Source organism: Sphaerisporangium rubeum, assembly GCF_014207705.1.
Lineage (GTDB): Bacteria > Actinomycetota > Actinomycetes > Streptosporangiales > Streptosporangiaceae > Sphaerisporangium > Sphaerisporangium rubeum.
Genome location: NZ_JACHIU010000001.1, coordinates 193178 through 209380, shown reverse-complemented (window position 1 = coordinate 209380; position 16203 = coordinate 193178). Strand labels below are relative to the sequence as shown.

Annotated in this window: 15 protein-coding genes; 4 read left to right on the top strand and 11 right to left on the bottom strand. The window is 68.7% G+C overall.

The features are described 5' to 3' along the window. Positions 1 to 59 precede the first annotated feature (59 nt). The 7 genes from BJ992_RS00975 to BJ992_RS00945 all read right to left on the bottom strand — a co-directional run bounded on the left by BJ992_RS00975 (position 60) and on the right by BJ992_RS00945 (position 6915). A complete protein-coding gene (locus tag BJ992_RS00975; protein WP_184978079.1) occupies positions 60 to 566 on the bottom strand; it encodes a flavin reductase in 507 nt (168 codons plus the stop codon). Next, positions 563 to 1090: an NAD(P)H-dependent oxidoreductase gene (locus BJ992_RS00970; RefSeq protein WP_184978078.1), complete on the bottom strand. Its 528-nt coding sequence runs from the start codon at positions 1088 to 1090 to the stop codon at positions 563 to 565. The genes BJ992_RS00975 and BJ992_RS00970 overlap by 4 nt, the downstream gene beginning before the upstream one ends. Further along, positions 1087 to 2436, bottom strand: a complete 1350-nt coding sequence (locus BJ992_RS00965; protein ID WP_184978077.1) for an LLM class flavin-dependent oxidoreductase — start codon at positions 2434 to 2436, stop codon at positions 1087 to 1089. Before BJ992_RS00965 ends, BJ992_RS00970 begins: the two co-directional genes overlap by 4 nt. Continuing rightward, positions 2436 to 3380 carry an ABC transporter permease gene (locus tag BJ992_RS00960; protein ID WP_343072438.1) on the bottom strand — a complete coding sequence of 315 codons (945 nt, stop codon included), beginning with the start codon at positions 3378 to 3380 and terminating at the stop codon, positions 2436 to 2438. Before BJ992_RS00960 ends, BJ992_RS00965 begins: the two co-directional genes overlap by 1 nt. After that, positions 3373 to 4206 (bottom strand): ABC transporter ATP-binding protein, encoded by an 834-nt coding sequence (locus BJ992_RS00955; RefSeq protein WP_184978076.1) that lies wholly within the window; start codon positions 4204 to 4206, stop codon positions 3373 to 3375. Before BJ992_RS00955 ends, BJ992_RS00960 begins: the two co-directional genes overlap by 8 nt. Next, entirely contained in the window at positions 4203 to 5231 is a 1029-nt protein-coding gene (locus BJ992_RS00950; protein ID WP_184978075.1) for an ABC transporter substrate-binding protein, read from the bottom strand. The genes BJ992_RS00955 and BJ992_RS00950 overlap by 4 nt, the downstream gene beginning before the upstream one ends. 343 nt (positions 5232 to 5574) lie before the next feature. Further along, a complete protein-coding gene (locus BJ992_RS00945; RefSeq protein ID WP_184978074.1) occupies positions 5575 to 6915 on the bottom strand; it encodes a lanthionine synthetase LanC family protein in 1341 nt (446 codons plus the stop codon). Positions 6916 to 6984: 69 nt separating this feature from the next. Between BJ992_RS00945 and BJ992_RS00940 the strand changes: the two genes are divergently transcribed. Further along, positions 6985 to 7977 carry a sulfotransferase family protein gene (locus BJ992_RS00940; protein ID WP_184978073.1) on the top strand — a complete coding sequence of 331 codons (993 nt, stop codon included), beginning with the start codon at positions 6985 to 6987 and terminating at the stop codon, positions 7975 to 7977. Positions 7978 to 7981: 4 nt separating this feature from the next. Here the strand turns inward: BJ992_RS00940 and BJ992_RS00935 are convergent, their stop codons facing one another. Then, on the bottom strand, positions 7982 to 8902 hold the full coding sequence (locus BJ992_RS00935; RefSeq protein ID WP_343072437.1) for a glycoside hydrolase family 32 protein: 921 nt from the start codon (positions 8900 to 8902) through the stop codon (positions 7982 to 7984). Positions 8903 to 9102: 200 nt separating this feature from the next. Between BJ992_RS00935 and BJ992_RS00930 the strand changes: the two genes are divergently transcribed. Continuing rightward, the gene (locus BJ992_RS00930; RefSeq protein ID WP_184978072.1) at positions 9103 to 9765 is read left to right on the top strand and encodes an MOSC domain-containing protein; all 663 of its coding nucleotides are present in this window, start codon (positions 9103 to 9105) and stop codon (positions 9763 to 9765) included. A 56-nt stretch (positions 9766 to 9821) separates the two neighbouring features. Here BJ992_RS00930 and BJ992_RS00925 read toward each other — a convergent pair whose 3' ends face one another. Together BJ992_RS00925 and BJ992_RS00920 are read right to left on the bottom strand one after the other, a co-directional pair. Continuing rightward, on the bottom strand, positions 9822 to 10241 hold the full coding sequence (locus BJ992_RS00925) for a hypothetical protein (RefSeq protein WP_184978071.1): 420 nt from the start codon (positions 10239 to 10241) through the stop codon (positions 9822 to 9824). Positions 10242 to 10255: 14 nt separating this feature from the next. Next, on the bottom strand, positions 10256 to 10600 hold the full coding sequence (locus BJ992_RS00920) for a hypothetical protein (protein ID WP_184978070.1): 345 nt from the start codon (positions 10598 to 10600) through the stop codon (positions 10256 to 10258). A gap of 278 nt (positions 10601 to 10878) precedes the next feature. On the opposite strand from BJ992_RS00920, the gene BJ992_RS00915 reads away from it, so the two are divergent. Continuing rightward, on the top strand, positions 10879 to 12195 hold the full coding sequence (locus BJ992_RS00915) for a GNAT family N-acetyltransferase (protein ID WP_184978069.1): 1317 nt from the start codon (positions 10879 to 10881) through the stop codon (positions 12193 to 12195). Between the two features lie 41 nt (positions 12196 to 12236). Further along, positions 12237 to 12626 carry a pyridoxamine 5'-phosphate oxidase family protein gene (locus tag BJ992_RS00910; protein ID WP_343072436.1) on the top strand — a complete coding sequence of 130 codons (390 nt, stop codon included), beginning with the start codon at positions 12237 to 12239 and terminating at the stop codon, positions 12624 to 12626. A gap of 298 nt (positions 12627 to 12924) precedes the next feature. Here the strand turns inward: BJ992_RS00910 and BJ992_RS00905 are convergent, their stop codons facing one another. Further along, complete coding sequence (locus BJ992_RS00905) at positions 12925 to 16047, bottom strand: AfsR/SARP family transcriptional regulator (protein ID WP_184978068.1); 3123 nt, start codon at positions 16045 to 16047, stop codon at positions 12925 to 12927. Between the last annotated feature and the right edge of the window lie 156 nt (positions 16048 to 16203).

Genomic DNA, 16203 nt, shown 5'->3' with positions numbered 1-16203 from the left:
CACATCTGTACAGGTTCCTACTCGCGTGTACAGCACACTATACACACGTGTAGCGCACGTCAGTTGTGCGGCATGAACCTCCCGAAACGTCCCCGGTGGTACAGCAGCGGCTGGTCGGGCTCGTGCACCAGCGCGTCGGTGACGAGGCCGATGACGAGGATGTGGTCGCCGATGTCGAGGCTGGTGTACGGCGTGCACAACAGGTGGCCCGCGGTGTCGCGGAGCAGCGGCGTGCCGAGCGGACCTGGCCGCCAGCGGGTCGGCTCGGCGAACCGGTCGATGCCGGGCCGTGCGAACCGCGCGGCCAGTTCGGCCTGGTTCCCGGCCAGGATGTTCACCGCGAACTGGTCGGCGTCCTTGAGCTTCGGCCAGGTGGTCGAGTTCTGGTCGACGTAGAAGCACACCAGCGGCGGCTCAAGGCTGACCGACGAGAACGACGTGGCGGTCAGGCCGGCCGGGATGCCTTCGGTCTGGCCGGTGATGACGACGACCCCCGCGGCGTGCGCGGACAGCACCCGGCGGAACCGCGCCGGGTCGACGGCGGGGCCCGGCAGGATCTCCGTCACGTCCCCGCCCCCTGCCGCAGCACCGAGGCGGCCACCTGGGGGGCCACCTGGTCGGCCCACTCGGCGAGCACCGCGTCCAGGTCGGGGATCTGCGCCTCGATCAGCGGGAGGCCGGGGGTCGGCACGGTGGCGCCGAGTTCGAGCAGCAGCGGCCGCAGGTGCACGTCGACGGCCAGTGCGTGGCGGGGGTCACCCATGACGAGCAGCGGCAGCGCGACGGTGCCGCGCAGCGCACGCGGCGGCAGCCGGTCGAGGAACGCCTTGAGCAGCCCGGTGTAGGTGGCCTTGTAGGTGGGGCTCGCGACGAGCAGCACCCGCGCGCCTGCCACCAGTTCGAGCGCCACCTCCACGCCGGGTGACGGCGTGGGGGACAGCAGGTGCGGGCCGAGCGCGGCGAGGTCCACGACCTCCAGAGGCTCGGTGAGGCCGGCGCGTCCGCCGACCACCTCCGCGGCGCGCAACGCCACCGTGCGGGTCCTCGACCCGGCCCTCGGGTTGCCGATCAGTGCGACGAGGCCGCTCACGACGCCACCACCAGGTCTCTTTGTCCGGCGCCGTCCGCGCCGGCGAAGCGGGACGGCGGACGTCCGAGGCCGTAGTTCTCCCGCAAGGTACGGCCGGTGTACTCGGTGCGGAACAGGCCGCGGGACCGGAGCTCCGGCACCACATGGTCCACGAAGATCGACAAGCCGTCGGGGAGCACCGGCGGCATGATGTTGAAGCCGTCCGCGGCGCCGTTCTCGAACCACAGCTGGATCTGGTCGGCGATCTGCTCAGGTGTCCCCGCCACCACGCGGTGTCCCCGGCCACCGGCGAGGCGGCCGAGCAGCTGCCGCACGGTGAGGTTCTCCCTGCGGGCCAGCTCGACGACGAGCCTGCGGCGGCTCTGCGCGCCTTCGGTCTCCACGCCGACGTCGGGCAGCGGCCGGTCGAGGTCGTCCTCGCCGAGGTGGATGCCGGTCATCTGCGAGAGCTGGGCCAGGCCGTAGGCCGGGATGATGAGGTCCTCCAGCTCCTTCGAAAGCCGCAGCGCCTCGCGCTCGGTCGAGCCGATGATCGGCGAGATCCCCGGCAGCACGAGGACCTGCTCGGGCCGCCTGCCGTACCCGGCGAGGCGTCCCTTGAGGTCCGCGTAGAACGCCTGGCCGTCCGCCAGGGTCTGCTGCGCGGTGAACACCGCCTCGGCGTGCCGCGCGGCGAACTCGATGCCGTCCCGCGACGAGCCGGCCTGCACGAGCAGCGGGTGGCCCTGCGGGGATCGTGCGATGTTGAGCGGCCCGGCGACACCGAAGTGGTCCCCGGCGTGCCGGATCGGGTGGATCTTCGCCGAGTCGGCGTACCTGCCGGCGCGGCGGTCACGCAGGACGGCGTCGTCCTCCCAGCTGTCCCACAGCTTGGTGACCACGTCGAGGAACTCGGTGGCCCGCCGGTACCGCGCGGCGTGCGCGGGCCGTTCGATGCCGAAGTTGTGGGCCTCGGCCTCGCCGGCGGAGGTGACGATGTTCCAGCCGGCGCGGCCGCCGCTGATGTGGTCGAGCGAGGCGAACTTGCGCGCCACGTGGAACGGCTCGTTGTACGTCGTGGACACGGTGGCGATCAGGCCGACGTGCTCGGTGACCGCCGCGAGCGCCGACAGCAGCGTGAGCGGTTCGAGCGTGCCGAGCGCGTTGTGCCGGACGTCTCCCTGCAGGGCGAGTCCGTCGGCGAGGAACACCGAGTCCAGCGTGCCGCGTTCGGCGATCTCGGCGAGCCGCTGGTAGTGCCGCACATCGGTGATCAGGGCCGGGTCGGTGCGGGGGTGGCGCCACGCGGCCTCGTGGTGACCCACTCCCATGAGGAAGGCGTTCAGGTGCAGCTGACGGCGGGACATCAGGTGGTCCTCCAGGTGGAGAAACGGCGCTCGACGAGGAGCAGCAGCAGGTTGAACGAGAGTCCGACCACGGAGATCGTGATGATCCCGGCGTACATGTCGGGGATGCGGAAACTGGCCTGCGCGTCGTTGATGAGGTAGCCGAGGCCGGCCTTGGCGCCGACCATCTCCGCGATGAGCAGCACGAGGATCGAGTACGCTCCGGCCAGCCGGATGCCGGTGAAGATGGTCGGCACGGCCGCCGGCAGGATCACCTTGCGGAAGAGCGTGACGGGGCCGAGCCCCATGGACCTGGCCGACTTGATCAGCATCGGCTCCACGGTCTTCACGCCGCTGACGGTGTTGAGCAGGATCGGCCACGCGCAGGCGTACAGCACGAAGGTGATCTTGGAGGGCTCCCCCAGGCCGAGGATCAGGATGAACACCGGCAGCAGTGCGATCGGCGAGGTGTTGCGGAACAGTTCCAGCAGCGGTGTGAGCAGGTCGGCCACCGGTTTGTACCAGCCGATGACGAGCCCCAGCGGGACGGCGAGCGCGATGGCCAGCCCGAAGCCCGACAGCGACCTGATCACCGAGGCCTGGAAGTGCTCACCGAGCTGTCCGCTGAGCAGCAGGTCGTACCACGCGACGAGGTCCTCGGAGAACGGCGGCACGAAGACCCGGTCCACCACGCCGATCCGGGGCAGGGTCTCCCAGACCGCGAGCAGCAGCACGACGGCGAACGAGTTGCGCGCCGCGCGTGAGCCGCCGCGGCTCACCGCGCTCCACAACCGCCGCCACGAGGCCCGTCGCCGCTCGTCCTCCTCAGGCGCGGCGTCGTCGTCGGGGAGGTCGTACCAGTGGACGTCGCCGGGGTACTCCTCCTGCTTCTCCTCAGGGGTCCCCTCGGCGAGGGCCACACTCGTGCCGCCGGCGGTCTCCGGTGCGGTGCGCGTGTCAGCCACGGCGGGCCTCACGCGGGGTCTCGTCCTCGCGCAATAGCGTCCACACGTGGTGGCGGTACTCGCCGAAGGCGGGGTTGGCGCGCAGGTCGCCGTCGCGGGAGTCGAAGTCGACGTGGAAGATCTCCTTGATGCGGCCGGGCCGCGCGGTCATCACCGCCACCCGCTGACCGAGGTAGACCGCCTCGTCGATGCCGTGCGTGATGAAGACGATGGTCTTGCCGGTCTTGTCCCAGATGTGCAGCAGCTCCTCCTGGAGCGACTCACGGGTCTGCGCGTCGAGCGCGGCGAACGGCTCGTCCATCAGCAGAACCTGCGGGTCGAACGCCAGGCTGCGCGCGATGGCGACCCGCTGCCGCATGCCGCCGGACAGCTCGTGTGGGTAGCGCTCGCCGAAACCGGTCAGCCCGACCAGTTCCAGGTAGTGCCGTGCCAGCTCGGCGCGTTCGCGTCGCGGCACCCGCTTGGACTCCAGGCCGAACTCGATGTTGGCCAGCGCGGTGCGCCAGGGGAACAGCGCGTATTGCTGGAACACGATGCCGCGGTCCAGCCCCGGCCCGCCGATCGGCACGCCGTCCAGCAGGATCTCCCCTGACGTCGGCGTGGTCAGGCCCGCCACCAGGTCGAGCAGCGTGGACTTGCCGCACCCGCTCGGCCCGACCAGCGTGAGGAACTCCCCGGCGCGCACGTCGAGCGAGATGCCGGTCAGCGCGGCGAACGGCCGGCCGCCGTCCCGCACGGGGAACTCCTTGCGCACGTCCCTGATGCTGATCTTCGGTAGCGCCGTGGCCGGTTCCAAGGAGAAGGCCTGGTCGAGGGTGGCGGTCATGAGACGCTCCCGTTCGCGTAGGGGTTGAACTCGTTGGTGTACAGGTCGCCGAGCTTGATCTGACCGGGACGGATCTCGCCTTCACGCTCCAGCCAGTCGATCCAGGTCGTGAACTCGCTGTCGGCGATCACCCCGCCCTTCCCGGCGATGCCGGTGCTCTTCCAGAACTTCACCGCACCCGCGTCCTCGTTGCGTCCGCGCTCGGCGATGATCTGCTCGAACTTGGCGATCACTTCGTCGCGGGGATGGGTCTGGGCCCAGTCGATGGCCTTGGCGAATCCCGCGACGAACTTCTTCACCGTCTCGGGGTGGCGCGCGATGAAGTCCTCACGGAACACGACGGCACCCGCGGTGAACGGCCCGAACAGCTCGACGTCGGTGAACAGCGGCCGCAGCCCGCCGCGTTCCAGCGCCTTGTCCTTGAGCACGCCGCCGAGCGTGCCGACCTCCAGCGTCCCCTGCCGCACGGCCTGCTCGGTGTTGACCGGCGGGACGACGACCAGCTCGACCTGCTTGATCTCCGCGGGGGTCAGGCCGTTGCGCTTGAGGTACTCCTTGATCACGGCCTCGTGGTGCGCGCCGAGGGTGTTGACGCCGATCTTCTTGCCGATCAGGTCGCGCGCCGTCCTGATCGGGCTGTCCTCTTTGACGTAGTAGCCGCTGAAGCTCTCCTTGTCGGAGCCGTAGTAGCCGATCACCCCCTTGATCGGCGCCTTCGCGGCTCTGAGCTTGATGATCGCTCCGTTGAACGCGCCGCCGAAGTCGATCTGGCCGGTGGCGACGGACTGGATGTCCTGGGGCCCTGAGATGGTGTTGCCGATCCACTTGAGCTTGACACCGGAGAGGTAACCGAGGTCGGCGGCGAGCTCGGCGAAGGTGACTTGACCGACGCTGCCCTGGTAACGGAGTTCGGTGACGCCGGCGCCGCCGGTCGCCGCGGCCCCCTGGCCGCCGCAGCCGGTGAGCGCGATCGCGAGCGCTCCGGCGAGCACGGCGGACAGCAGCAGTTGCCTGATTCTGATCACGGGATTCTCGTCCTCACGGAGAACGGCATGCTCGCGCGGCTCTGGTGGCGCGCGAGGACATGCGAAAGCACATGGAAGGGGCGTGAGCGTCGTCGGCCACGCGGGGGAGAGACGGGGCGAGGCGGCTACGGCCGCGCACACCGGCCCCGGGCGAGAGAAGGACGGATCGGATGATCAACGACACTGGGAGGCGACGACGCGCCCGAAGTCCACGTACGGGCGCCGGGTCAGGTATTGGCCCTGGCTCATGTCCTTCACGCTACGGCTCCGCACTCCATAAGTCAATATTTCCTACCTGATATACATGAATTTGGCACAAGGATGTGCCTCGCGCATGTGCTTCTCAGGGGCCCGCGCGCCTCGCCATGACCGCGGGAACCGGGATGACCGGGAACGGGTTGTCCGGCAGCAGGATGATCGACCGCGACGGGTCCCCCTGGAGCGCCGCGTGCAGGTGGAGCAGCGAAGCTCCGATGCCGGCCGCACCCACCATGTACCCCGTGTCGGCGGAGATCTCCGACGGCCTGACCCGCCGGTACGCCTGCCGCCAGCGCAGCCCGCGGCCGTCGGGGTCGGTCCCCGAGCCCACGAGGTGCTCGCCGAGCGTGCGCGCGAACGCCAGGTAGGCCTGACGGCCGGTCGCCGACCACAGTCCGACGAAGAACTCGAGTAACCCGGCCACACCGCAGCACTGGCACGCGACGTCCCAGAACCCGGCCGTGCGCACCCACGGCACACCGCTGGTCATGACGCCGTGCGCGAGCAGCTCGACCCATTCCTCGTCACCGGGGTCACCCGCCACCTGGTGCAGCTCGTGGAACATGCGCGCCACGCCGGCCGAGCCGGAGCAGAAGCCGAGGTAGTGCAGGTCACGACCCTGCGGCACGTGATGCGGCACGACCGCGCACCGGCCGCGCACCGTGCTCACCTGACGCACGAACCCGGCGCCGCGCCGCGCGGCGGCGAGGAACCGCTCGTCCCCGGTGACGCCGTACAGCCGGGCCATCAGGAACGCCGTACCCGCCGTACCGGACAAAAAGCCCGGCGTCACCGCGTCCACCGGCAGGTCGGCGGCGTCGCCGAACAGGTGGCCCGGCACGACCGACTCCGCGACCCGCCGGCCGGCCTCGACGGCGACCTCCTCGTACGCCGGCACGCCGAGCACCGCTCCGGCGTGCAGCAGCCCGAGGATGACACCGCCGTCGCCGCGCTGCGCGGGGTCCTTGGACCAGCCCACGCCGTCGTCGAAGATCCGGACCCGGCGCACGATGTGGTCCGCGGCGGCCACGGCCGCGTCCTCGAGAGCGGTGTCGCCGAGTGCCCACCCCGCGCGGGTGAGCGCGACCACCGTGCCGGTCAGGCCGTGGTACAGCGACAGGTCCGTCTGACGGCGCCAGGTCGCGGCGAGGTGACGCGCACCGGCCCGCGCGTCCTCCAGGTACGCCTCGTGGCCGGTCGCCTCGGCGAGTTCGAGGAAGAACAGCACGATGCCGGCGGCCCCCGCGTACAGGGAAGCCGGTTCAGGGGTACCCGCCGAGCGGCCACCCAGGTCGGGGTTGGCCTTCCAGTGCCTGCCGTCCTGGTCGTCGACGGCCGAGGACCTGATCCATCGGGCCGCCGCGATCGCGGCGCTCAGCGGAGTCTCGGCGCGTCCGCCGCCTCGGCGGACCGGATCCGAACTCATGACCAGGATTATCCCATACATCTGGTAGGAATATAAGGTTTGTCGACTGGAGCGTTGGGAGGACCGTCGATGCCGTTTCCGGACTTCCTGGTCATCGGTGTACCCAAATCAGGCACAACCGCCTTGCACGCGGCTCTACGAGCCCACCCCGAGCTGTACATGTCCCCGGTGAAGGAGCCGAAGTACTTCCTCACCGACGGCCCGCCACCGGACAGGGGAGGCCCGGGGGACGCCACGACCTACCGGGAGCACGTCTGGCGGCGCGAGGACTACGAAGCCCTGTTCGCCGGCGCGCCGGACGGTGCGCTGCGCGGTGAGTCGACACCCTTCTATCTGTACGACCTGGCGGCCCAGCGCCGCATCCACGCCACCATCCCGAGCGCGCGCCTCATCGCCGTTCTCCGCGATCCGGTCGAGCGGGCCCACTCCAACTGGACGCATCTGTGGTCGGCCGGGCTCGAACCGATCGGCGACATCGTGAAGGCCTGCGCCGAGGACGAACGCCGCAAGGCCGCCGGCTGGGCCCACTTCTGGCACTACGTCAGCCAGGGCCGGTACGGCGAGCAGTTGGCCCACCTGTTCACCCTGTTCCCCCGTGAGCAGGTGCTCGTCCTGCGGTACCGCGAACTGCTCGACGAGCCGGCGCGCACGCTCGACCGGGTGTGCGGCTTCCTCGGCGTGGCGCGCGGCCTGCTCACCGAGATCCCCCGCGAGAACGTCACCGCGCAGCCCGAGCAGGGGCGGCGCCACCAGGTGCTGTCGATGGCGCTGCGCGCGCTGGCCAGGGCCGGTCACCACCTGCCGGAGCGGCTGGCGCGCACGCCGATCGAACACATCGAAAGCGCGCTCCAGCGCCGCGGCGCGCCGCGGCGGCCCCTCACCTGGGAACAGCGGCAGCGGCTGCTGCCCTACTTCGCCGACGACATCGCACTGCTCGGCCGGGTCACCGGCGAGGACTTCAGCGACTGGCTCGGCCCGCGCGAACGCTCCGGCGGCCTGGTCGGCGCACGTCCACCGGGTCAGCGGCAGGCGCGCAACGGCCGTCCAGGCCTTCGGGAATGACGGGTCACCTCAGCTCGGTGCGCAGTTCGTGGGCCCCGTCGGCGCGGGTGTACTCGTAGTAGAGGCGGGTGCCGCCGCCTGGCAGGTCGACGAGGTCGAGGTAGCGCAGGCCGCCGCCGCGATGAGGCGAGGCGGCCAGCGGCGCCGTGCCGACGGCGGTCAGCGCGTCAGGCGTGGCGCCGACCGCCACACCGGTCTTCTCCTCGTAGTTCTCGGCCGCGCAGGACCGGCCGTCGTAGAACGCCACGACCCGGTCCGCGGCGAAGCGGACCGCACTGACCCGCACGCCGCGCGCGTCCCACTCACCGGGCCTGCCGCGCAGCGCCGTGCCGTGCCAGGTCCACTCCAGCCCGTCGAGGCTGGTGGCGTAGTCGGTGACCATCTGGTCGGCCTGCTCGGGGTCGGCCAGCGGATGGCAGGAGGCCCACAGGTGCCACACTCCGCCGTGCCTGACGATCACGGTGTCCTTGACGCCGACGCTCGCGTCCCCCGCGAGCACGGTGCGGCGGGTCGCCGGGTCGAAGCCCGCCGGGTCGTCCGCCTCCAGCACCTCGACCCGCCAGTGCTTGGTGCCGTACGTGGCGCAGCTCAGATAGAGCCGCCAGCGTCCCTCCGGCGTGTGCACGAGCGTGGGACGCTCCAGGGACTCGGCGTCCATCTCCTCGCGGCGGATCGTCAGCAGGTTCACGAAGTTCGTGCCGTCGGTGGAGCGCGCGATCGCCACCCCGTACCCGCGGCCTTCGCCGACCGGCCGCCGCAGCCGGTACGCCAGGTAGATCGTGCCGTCGGCCAGCACGGCGCTCGGCGCACCCACCCAGTGGCCCTCCCCGGCCACCTGCGGGGTGATCGCGACGGCCGAGCGGTCGGGTACGGGAAGCAGGTCGTCGAGCTCGGCGACGCTCGCGTCCCCTTCGACTGAGGTCACCGCTGGTAGCGGCCGGGCAAGGTCCACGGGTGTTCACTCCTCACGCTGTCGGTCTGAGCTTGCCATACTCAATTTTCCGCTATTACCTATCCACTTTACTGGAAATGCTGGACCGGAGCTCGCGCCGAGATCGTGATCTACCTTCCGGTGCCGGAAATAAGGGCGTGCGCGGGGTTCCTTGCTGCCGATAGCGTGCCTGTATGGGGGAACTCATCTCCGTCAACCTCGCGGTGCCGCGGACCAACCCCGCCAAGGACACCGGGGTGACCGGCATCGACAAGCGGCCCACCGCGGAAGCCGTCCTCGTCCGGGCCCCCGGCCCCAAGGACGCCGGCCTCGGCAGCGGCCTCGTCGGCGACCAGATCTTCGATGTCGCCTCCCACGGCGGCGACGACCAGGCGGTCTACGCCTACGCGCGTGAGGACCTCGACCACTGGGAGGCCGAGCTCGGCCGGTCGCTCACCGAGGGGATGTTCGGCGAGAACATCACCACGCGCGGCCTCGACGTCACAGGCGCGCTCATCGGAGAACGCTGGCGCGTCGGCGACCACGTCCTGCTCGAAGTGTCCTGCCCCCGCATCCCCTGCGGCACGTTCGCGCACTGGATGGACGAGCAGGGCTGGATCAAGCGCTTCACCGAGGAGGCCCGCCCCGGCGCGTACCTCAGGGTGATCACCCCCGGCGCCATCAAGGCGGGTGACCCCGTGGTCGTCGAGCACCGTCCTGAGCACGAGGTCACCGTCGGCGTCACCTTCCGCGCCATCACCCTGGAACCCGGGCTTCTCCCTCTGCTGCCACCGGTGGAGTCCCTGCCGCAGGAGATACGCGACCGCGCCACACGCCGCCTCAGGAAGACCACCTGACCGCACAGCGCGTCTGTTCACCTGGAACGCGGACAGGACCGCGACACGGCACGAGGTCAATCCGCGCAGCAACACCCCTCGTCCTGCGTCGCGGCCGCGCCGTCCGGCTCTCCGTCCTCCTGACGCGCGATCTCCTGCGTGGTCGTGACCTTGTGCTTCTTCGCTGCCGGTACGACGACCTGCAACGTGATGTGACAGATCCGGACGTTCCTGCAGAACGCGCTCTGCACATTCGTCACACCGCCAAGGGTCTCCGTCGAGGTGTGCTGAGTGCCACGCTGGATCACCGGGCTGTTGGTCTCGACGATGCCGCGGTTGTGCTTGCCGTTGGCCGCGTTGATCTCTCCCGGACCGTCGCCGCGTGGTGCGGCCGGCATGGCGTGGCACCGCTTCCCCCCACCGGCGGCGTTCGCGGAGGAGGCGACGGCGAGAGCGGCCGCACAGGCGAGCGTCGTGAGCGTGAACACACCCCTCATCGCGCGTGGTCGCCTCATCTCAGCCTTTGGCGGATCTTGCACACTCGATGCCTGCTCCTGCAGATGGCCGACGCGGAGAAGACCGCACCCCCGATGGCACTGTTCTCCCCGTGCTGCGCACCGTTCAGGTATGCCGGGCTGTTCCACTCGACGAACACCTTGTTGCCCTTGCCGTTCCCGATCCTCAGCCGGTTCGAGTGATGGCCGTCATGCCTGTGCGCTCTCGGCCGGCCCGGTGACGCCGCGGCGTCCGCCACGCCACCCGGTGACACGACGCCGGCGGACAGGACGAGCGCCGAGACGACGAGCGCGACCCGTCCGGCCCCGGCGACTCGCCTCGGCCCGTTTCGCGAGTCCATTCGGTGTACACCTCGATCATCGGAATGCGGCGACCCCTGGCCCTAGTGACACAGCGCTCTTACCCGGCCACTCAACGTCCATCACGCGATTGATCGACAAGGGCCCCCACCCTTACCGGACCTTTGCCAGGCCGATGAACGTCCCCCGCGCGCGTCCGACCGGCCCGGCTCCACGCCACCCGACGATGAACAGCCCCAGCACTGTTCAGCCGATTCTCCCCGCGTGACCCCACCCGCCGATGGACGGTCCTGGCGCGCGTCCGGCAGACTCTGACCACATGACGCCACCCTCGCTCGTGGAGGAGGTCGTCGCCGCCTACCTGGCAGCGGCGGACACCGAGGCACCCGGCCTGGTAGAAGGCCTCTACCTGGAAGGCTCGACCGCGCTCGGCGAGTTCCGACCCCGTGTCAGCGACATCGACTTCGTCGCGATCACCGCCACCCCACCCGAAGGCGCCGCACTCGCCGCACTCGGCCGCACCCACGCGCGCCTGCGCGACCGCTACCGCCGTCCGTTCCTCGACGGCGTGTACCTCACCTGGGACGACCTGCGCACCGGCCCAGAAAGCATCGAGACCCGTCCCGGCGTCACACACGGCCGCCTCGGCTCCGTCCCGGTCACCCCCGTGACCTGGCACACCCTGGCCTCCTACGGCCTGACCTGCCGTGGCCCCGCCAAGCCCGAGATATGGCGCGACGACCGTGCCTTGGCCCACTGGACCGACGCCAACCTCGACTCGTACTGGCGACGCCTCCACACCCGCGCCTCCCGGCCACTCAGCCTGAGGTCGGCCGCCGCACTCACCCCGTACGCGACCGTCTGGACCGCCACCGGAGTGACAAGGCTGCACTACACCCTCGCCACCGGAGACATCACCTCCAAGGAGTCCGCCGCTCGCTACGGCCTGGAGATCTTCCCCGACCGATGGCACCGCCTACTGGAGGAGGCACTGCGCATCCGCCGCGCATCCCCCACCTCGACGGAGCGGTCACGCTACCGAACCCCCATGGCACGCCGGCGCGACCTGCTCGCTTACGCCGAAATGGTCATCGCCGACGGCCACCGCCTCTACGCGCGGCGATGGTCCGGCCAAGTACCCGGCGTCACCATCCGCGCCATGCGTCCCGAGGACGCCACCGAGGTGCTCGCCATCTACCAGGCCGGCCTCGACGGCGGCCACGCCAGCTTCGAGACCACCGCCCCGACCTGGGAGACCTTCGACAAGACCCGCCTCCCCGAACACCGCCACGTGGCCGTGGACACCACCACCGGCCAGGTCCTCGGCTGGACCGCCGTGACCCCCGTCTCGTCCCGATGCGTGTACGCAGGCGTGGTCGAGCACTCCGTCTACGTGTCCCCCGAAGCCGCAGGCCGAGGCATAGGAACCGAACTGCTCAAAGCCCTGATCGAATCCACCGAGACCGCAGGCGTCTGGACCATCCAGTCAGGCGTCTTCCCCGAGAACACCGCGAGCCTCTCCCTCCACACCCGCCTGGGTTTCCGCATAGTCGGCACCCGCCGCCAAGTAGGCCGCCACCACAACACCTGGCGCGACGTCACCCTCATAGAACGCCGCAGCCCCAAGGTCACCTGACCGGCTACGATGACCGGGACCTCACCACGGAAGGCATCCAGGTGGATCTCACAACCAAAGGCCCGTCCTTCGCCGCCTTCTGGCAGGAACGCCACTTGGCCACCCTCTCCACCTCCCGCCCCGGCACCTCTCCCCACGTCGTCCCCGTAGGCGTGACCCTGGACCTCCCCACCGGCACGGCACGAGTAATAACCTCAGCCACCAGCCACAAGGCCCGCCTCATAGCCGCCACCCCCGGCCTCCCCGTATCCCTGTGCCAGGTAGACGGCCGCCACTGGTCCACCCTGGAAGGCCGAGCCGTAGTACGCACCGACCCAGAATCGGTCTCCGACGCGGAACACCGCTACACGATCCGCTACAAACCCCCGCGTCCCAACCCCACACGCGTCGTGCTGGAGATCGAAGTCAACCGCGTCCTCGGCAACGTGTGAAGCATGAGAAAGGCGGGACACCGAGTGTCCCGCCTCCGCTGGTGACCTCTTTGATCAAGCGTGGCATCGTGATCAGCAACGGCTACTTGCCGCCGACGTAGATCATCCAGATGCCGGCCACCATGAAAATCGCCGTAGCGATGTGCATATTTTACCTTTTCGGACCTGAGAAACCAATATAACATCTCGATCTTACCAGATCCGAACGGTTGTGGATCACTGCCGCAAGATCAGCATAACCTACCAGCAGTCACGATGTGGACGGGATTGGGGGGTCTGCGGGTATAAGGAGCCCAGGTCACGCGCCTGCCCTATTGTCCATTTCAGACAGCTTCGTCCGGAATGTAGCCGCATCAGGCACCCCTACTTGTGTGAACAGTTCCAGAGCGTGGCGCCAGTGGGCCACCGCCTTTGGCTGGTCCCCAATAGTGAAATAGGCGTAGCCGATTTGGTTTTGTGCACACGCCTCTTCGTATACATCACCGATGTCCCGCGCGATGTCCAGTGCGGCGCGGAAGTGCTGGAAGGCGGCGTCAAAGCAGCCCGCGCGGTGGTGGATCGTTCCGAGCTGTCGGAGCGCGCGCGCTTCAAGAGGACGAGCCGCGATCTCCACCGAGATGCGCAGTGCGGCCTGGACATGGATCTGGGCTTCGTCATCCCTGTCCGTCTGGATGAGACAAAATCCAAGGTCGTTGAGGACTTCTGCCTCGTGGCGCCGGTCCTCCATGCGGCGGAACAAGGCCAGAGCCCGGCGGTGGTGGTCGAGCGCCTCCTCCCGCCGGTGAAGCTGCCCGTACGCGTTGGCCATGTTGTTCAGCAAGATCGCCTCGTTCACCGCGCTGAGACGCAGGCCCAGCGCACCGACCTGTTCGTAATGGCGCAGAGCCGACTCGGGCCGGCCGAGCCGCAGTTCGGCTTCGGCGATGTTGTTGTGAGTCGTCTGCTGGCCGCGCTTGTCATCTTCCGCCTCGTAGATGGCGAGCGCGTCCCGCAGGCAGCGTGTCGCCTCCGCGTAGTCCCCCTTGCGTGAGCGCAGGGCCGCCAGCAGGTTGAGAGCCGCCCCTTGTCCCCGGCGATCGCCGATCCGTTCGCGGAGGTCCAGCGCCTGCTCGATGTACTCCCGCGCTCGGTCGTACTCGTCCCGGTACCAGTGCACGAGCCCGAGCACCTCAAGCACTTCACTGACGACATGCTCGTCCCCCAACATGCGGCCCAGAGGAAGGGCCTCGGCGGCGAGTCGCAGTGCCTCGTCGTGCTGATCGAGTCTCCAGCGAATCCGGCTGAGATCGGCAAGGGCACGGGCCTCACCCGGACGGTCGGCGAGCTCACGCCACACACTGAGCGCGTATTCGTGCAGTTCACCCGCTTCCACCCATCGCCCTTCGGCATCGAGGTGACGACTTAGAAGATGAGGTAGAACGGCCGATTGACGTCGCCACCCTTGCGTGGCGGCCTGCCGGACGACAGCCGGCAGGTTGTCCCCTTCAGCGTTCAGCCAGGACAAAGCCGCATCCATGTCATCGAAGAGGTCCTCGGTCACCTGTATGCCGGTGGGTTCGGGCCCCAGGGGAGCATGATGTGGGAACAGGAGCCGGTCGGCTCTCCACGCCGCCGCCACGTAGAAGTCGAAGAGGCGTTGGAGAGCCTCGATCTGGACGGGCCGCAGATCTTCCTGAGCCTTCATCCGTGCGTACTCGCTGACGAGCTGGTGACTTCGATAGAGCCCCACGCGAGGCTCGGCGATGAGGTAGTGGTCGCTGAGCTTGTCCAGCCGTCCTTCCGCGTCCACGCGGCTCAGGCCGAGCAGGGCAGCGGCGCTCTCAGCGGTGATGTCCATGCCGGGGTGCAAGCCGAGACGGCGGAACGCCTCCTGCTGAGGTGCGTCGAGACCCTTGTAGGAGAGCTCGAAGGCGACGATGAGGCGGCGGTCCTCTCCGCGGAACTCGCTCAGCTCGTGGTAGGTCTTGGCCATCTTGCGCGCGAGATCCGCGACGCTCCACGACGTGCGATGCCGGAGCTTACTGCCGGTGATCTGGATCGCGAGAGGCAGTCGTTCACAGAGGTCGATCACCTTGGCCACGTCGTCCGCGGGAAGTTCACGGCCTGGGCCCACAACGTTCTCGAAAAGCATGGCGGCTTCTTCGGGAGGCGGCAGGTCCAGACGGATCGACCGCACGTCATCCAGGCCCGACAACCGCCGTCCACTGGTCACGATCACCATGCATCCAGGGCCACCAGGTAAAAGGGGACGGATCTGCTCGTGGCCATCTGCGTTGTCGAGGACGATCAGGACCTTGCGGTGGGCCAAGCGGCTGCGCCACAGGGCTGCCCGCTCGTCGAGGCTCCGCGGCAACTCCGGGGTTCGCTCGCCTATGGGCTGAAGCAACCGGGCCAGCGCGGTAGCCGGGTCCAGCGGCTCACGCTCCTTGGAGTAGCCGTGCAGGTCAAGATAGAGCTGTCCATGGGGATAAGCGTCCATGAGCCGGTATGCCGCCTCGATGGCGAGCGTGGTCTTGCCGACTCCGGCCATGCCCTCAATGACGATCACCGTCGGCCCGGTCCTGCCGGTAGGCGCGCCGAGCAACTGCTCCAGCGCCGTCGTACGGCCCGTGAAGGTCTCGTTGCGTCGAGGCAGCGTGTTCGGTGGCTCACCGTCCCTGGTTTGCGCAACGGACATCAGGTCGGGCTCAGCCCGGAGGATGCGCACTTGCAGGTTCCGCAACGCCGGCTGCGGTTCGGTACCCAGTTCTTCCCTCAGGCGCCGGCGGATGTCTTGGTATACGGCCAACGCATCGGCCTGACGGCCGTTTCGATACAGCGCCAGCATGAGCAACTCAGCGAACTTCTCGTGCAGGGGATGCCGGCGCGTCAGTTCGGCCAGTTCTGGTATGACCTCGGCATTCCGGTCAAGCTGGAGTTCCAGCTCGATGCGCTTGGCCGTCGCGGCCAGGCGCTCCTCCTCCATCATCTCCCGTGTCTGGTTGGCCCAATCACCTGGCAGGCCGGACAGGGGCTCCCCCCTCCATAATCGTGTGGCGTCACGGTAGAGCTGTACGGCGCGCTCCAACTCACCGCTTTCCTCCATCGAGCGGGCCTGGATAAGGAGTGTCCCGAATCGGTGATAGTCGATCGCCTCTTTGTCGATCTCCAGCTTGTAGCCGCCGGACCGATTTATCAGGCGCACGTCCTCCCTTGCAGCTTGGAAGCGTTTTCTCAGTCGTGTGACGTTCACATGGATGGTGCCGCGTGGATTGGGTGGCGGGTCGTGACCCCACATCTTGCCGATGATGGATTCCGTCGGTATCGGTTGTCCAGGACGCATGAGCAGGATGGCCAGCAGGTGGCGCGCCTGGGTCCACCCCACGGGGTGGAGCTGTCCACGGGACCAGAACTCGATGTCGCCGAGAATCCGGAACTCCATTAGAGCCCCTTTCGGGAGCCTGCGTTCCTGGACTACATATTTTTCACTGATGCAACTGTCAAATCCAGAGTCATCCGTGAAACAGTGACACCGATTTATTCGCTCACATGTGCGACTGGCCTCCCACCGCCAGATGACCGCAAGGTTCTCCGCAAG

What these genes read in the sequence shown, in the direction of transcription:
- BJ992_RS00965 (WP_184978077.1), bottom strand. Translation starts at nt 2,436, where the DNA reads ATGTCCCGCCGTCAGCTGCACCTGAACGCCTTCCTCATGGGAGTGGGT.
- BJ992_RS00955 (WP_184978076.1), bottom strand. Translation starts at nt 4,206, where the DNA reads ATGACCGCCACCCTCGACCAGGCCTTCTCCTTGGAACCGGCCACGGCG.
- BJ992_RS00945 (WP_184978074.1), bottom strand. Translation starts at nt 6,915, where the DNA reads ATGAGTTCGGATCCGGTCCGCCGAGGCGGCGGACGCGCCGAGACTCCG.
- BJ992_RS00940 (WP_184978073.1), top strand. Translation starts at nt 6,985, where the DNA reads ATGCCGTTTCCGGACTTCCTGGTCATCGGTGTACCCAAATCAGGCACA.
- BJ992_RS00930 (WP_184978072.1), top strand. Translation starts at nt 9,103, where the DNA reads ATGGGGGAACTCATCTCCGTCAACCTCGCGGTGCCGCGGACCAACCCC.
- BJ992_RS00925 (WP_184978071.1), bottom strand. Translation starts at nt 10,241, where the DNA reads ATGAGGGGTGTGTTCACGCTCACGACGCTCGCCTGTGCGGCCGCTCTC.
- BJ992_RS00920 (WP_184978070.1), bottom strand. Translation starts at nt 10,600, where the DNA reads ATGGACTCGCGAAACGGGCCGAGGCGAGTCGCCGGGGCCGGACGGGTC.
- BJ992_RS00915 (WP_184978069.1), top strand. Translation starts at nt 10,879, where the DNA reads ATGACGCCACCCTCGCTCGTGGAGGAGGTCGTCGCCGCCTACCTGGCA.
- BJ992_RS00905 (WP_184978068.1), bottom strand. Translation starts at nt 16,047, where the DNA reads ATGGAGTTCCGGATTCTCGGCGACATCGAGTTCTGGTCCCGTGGACAG.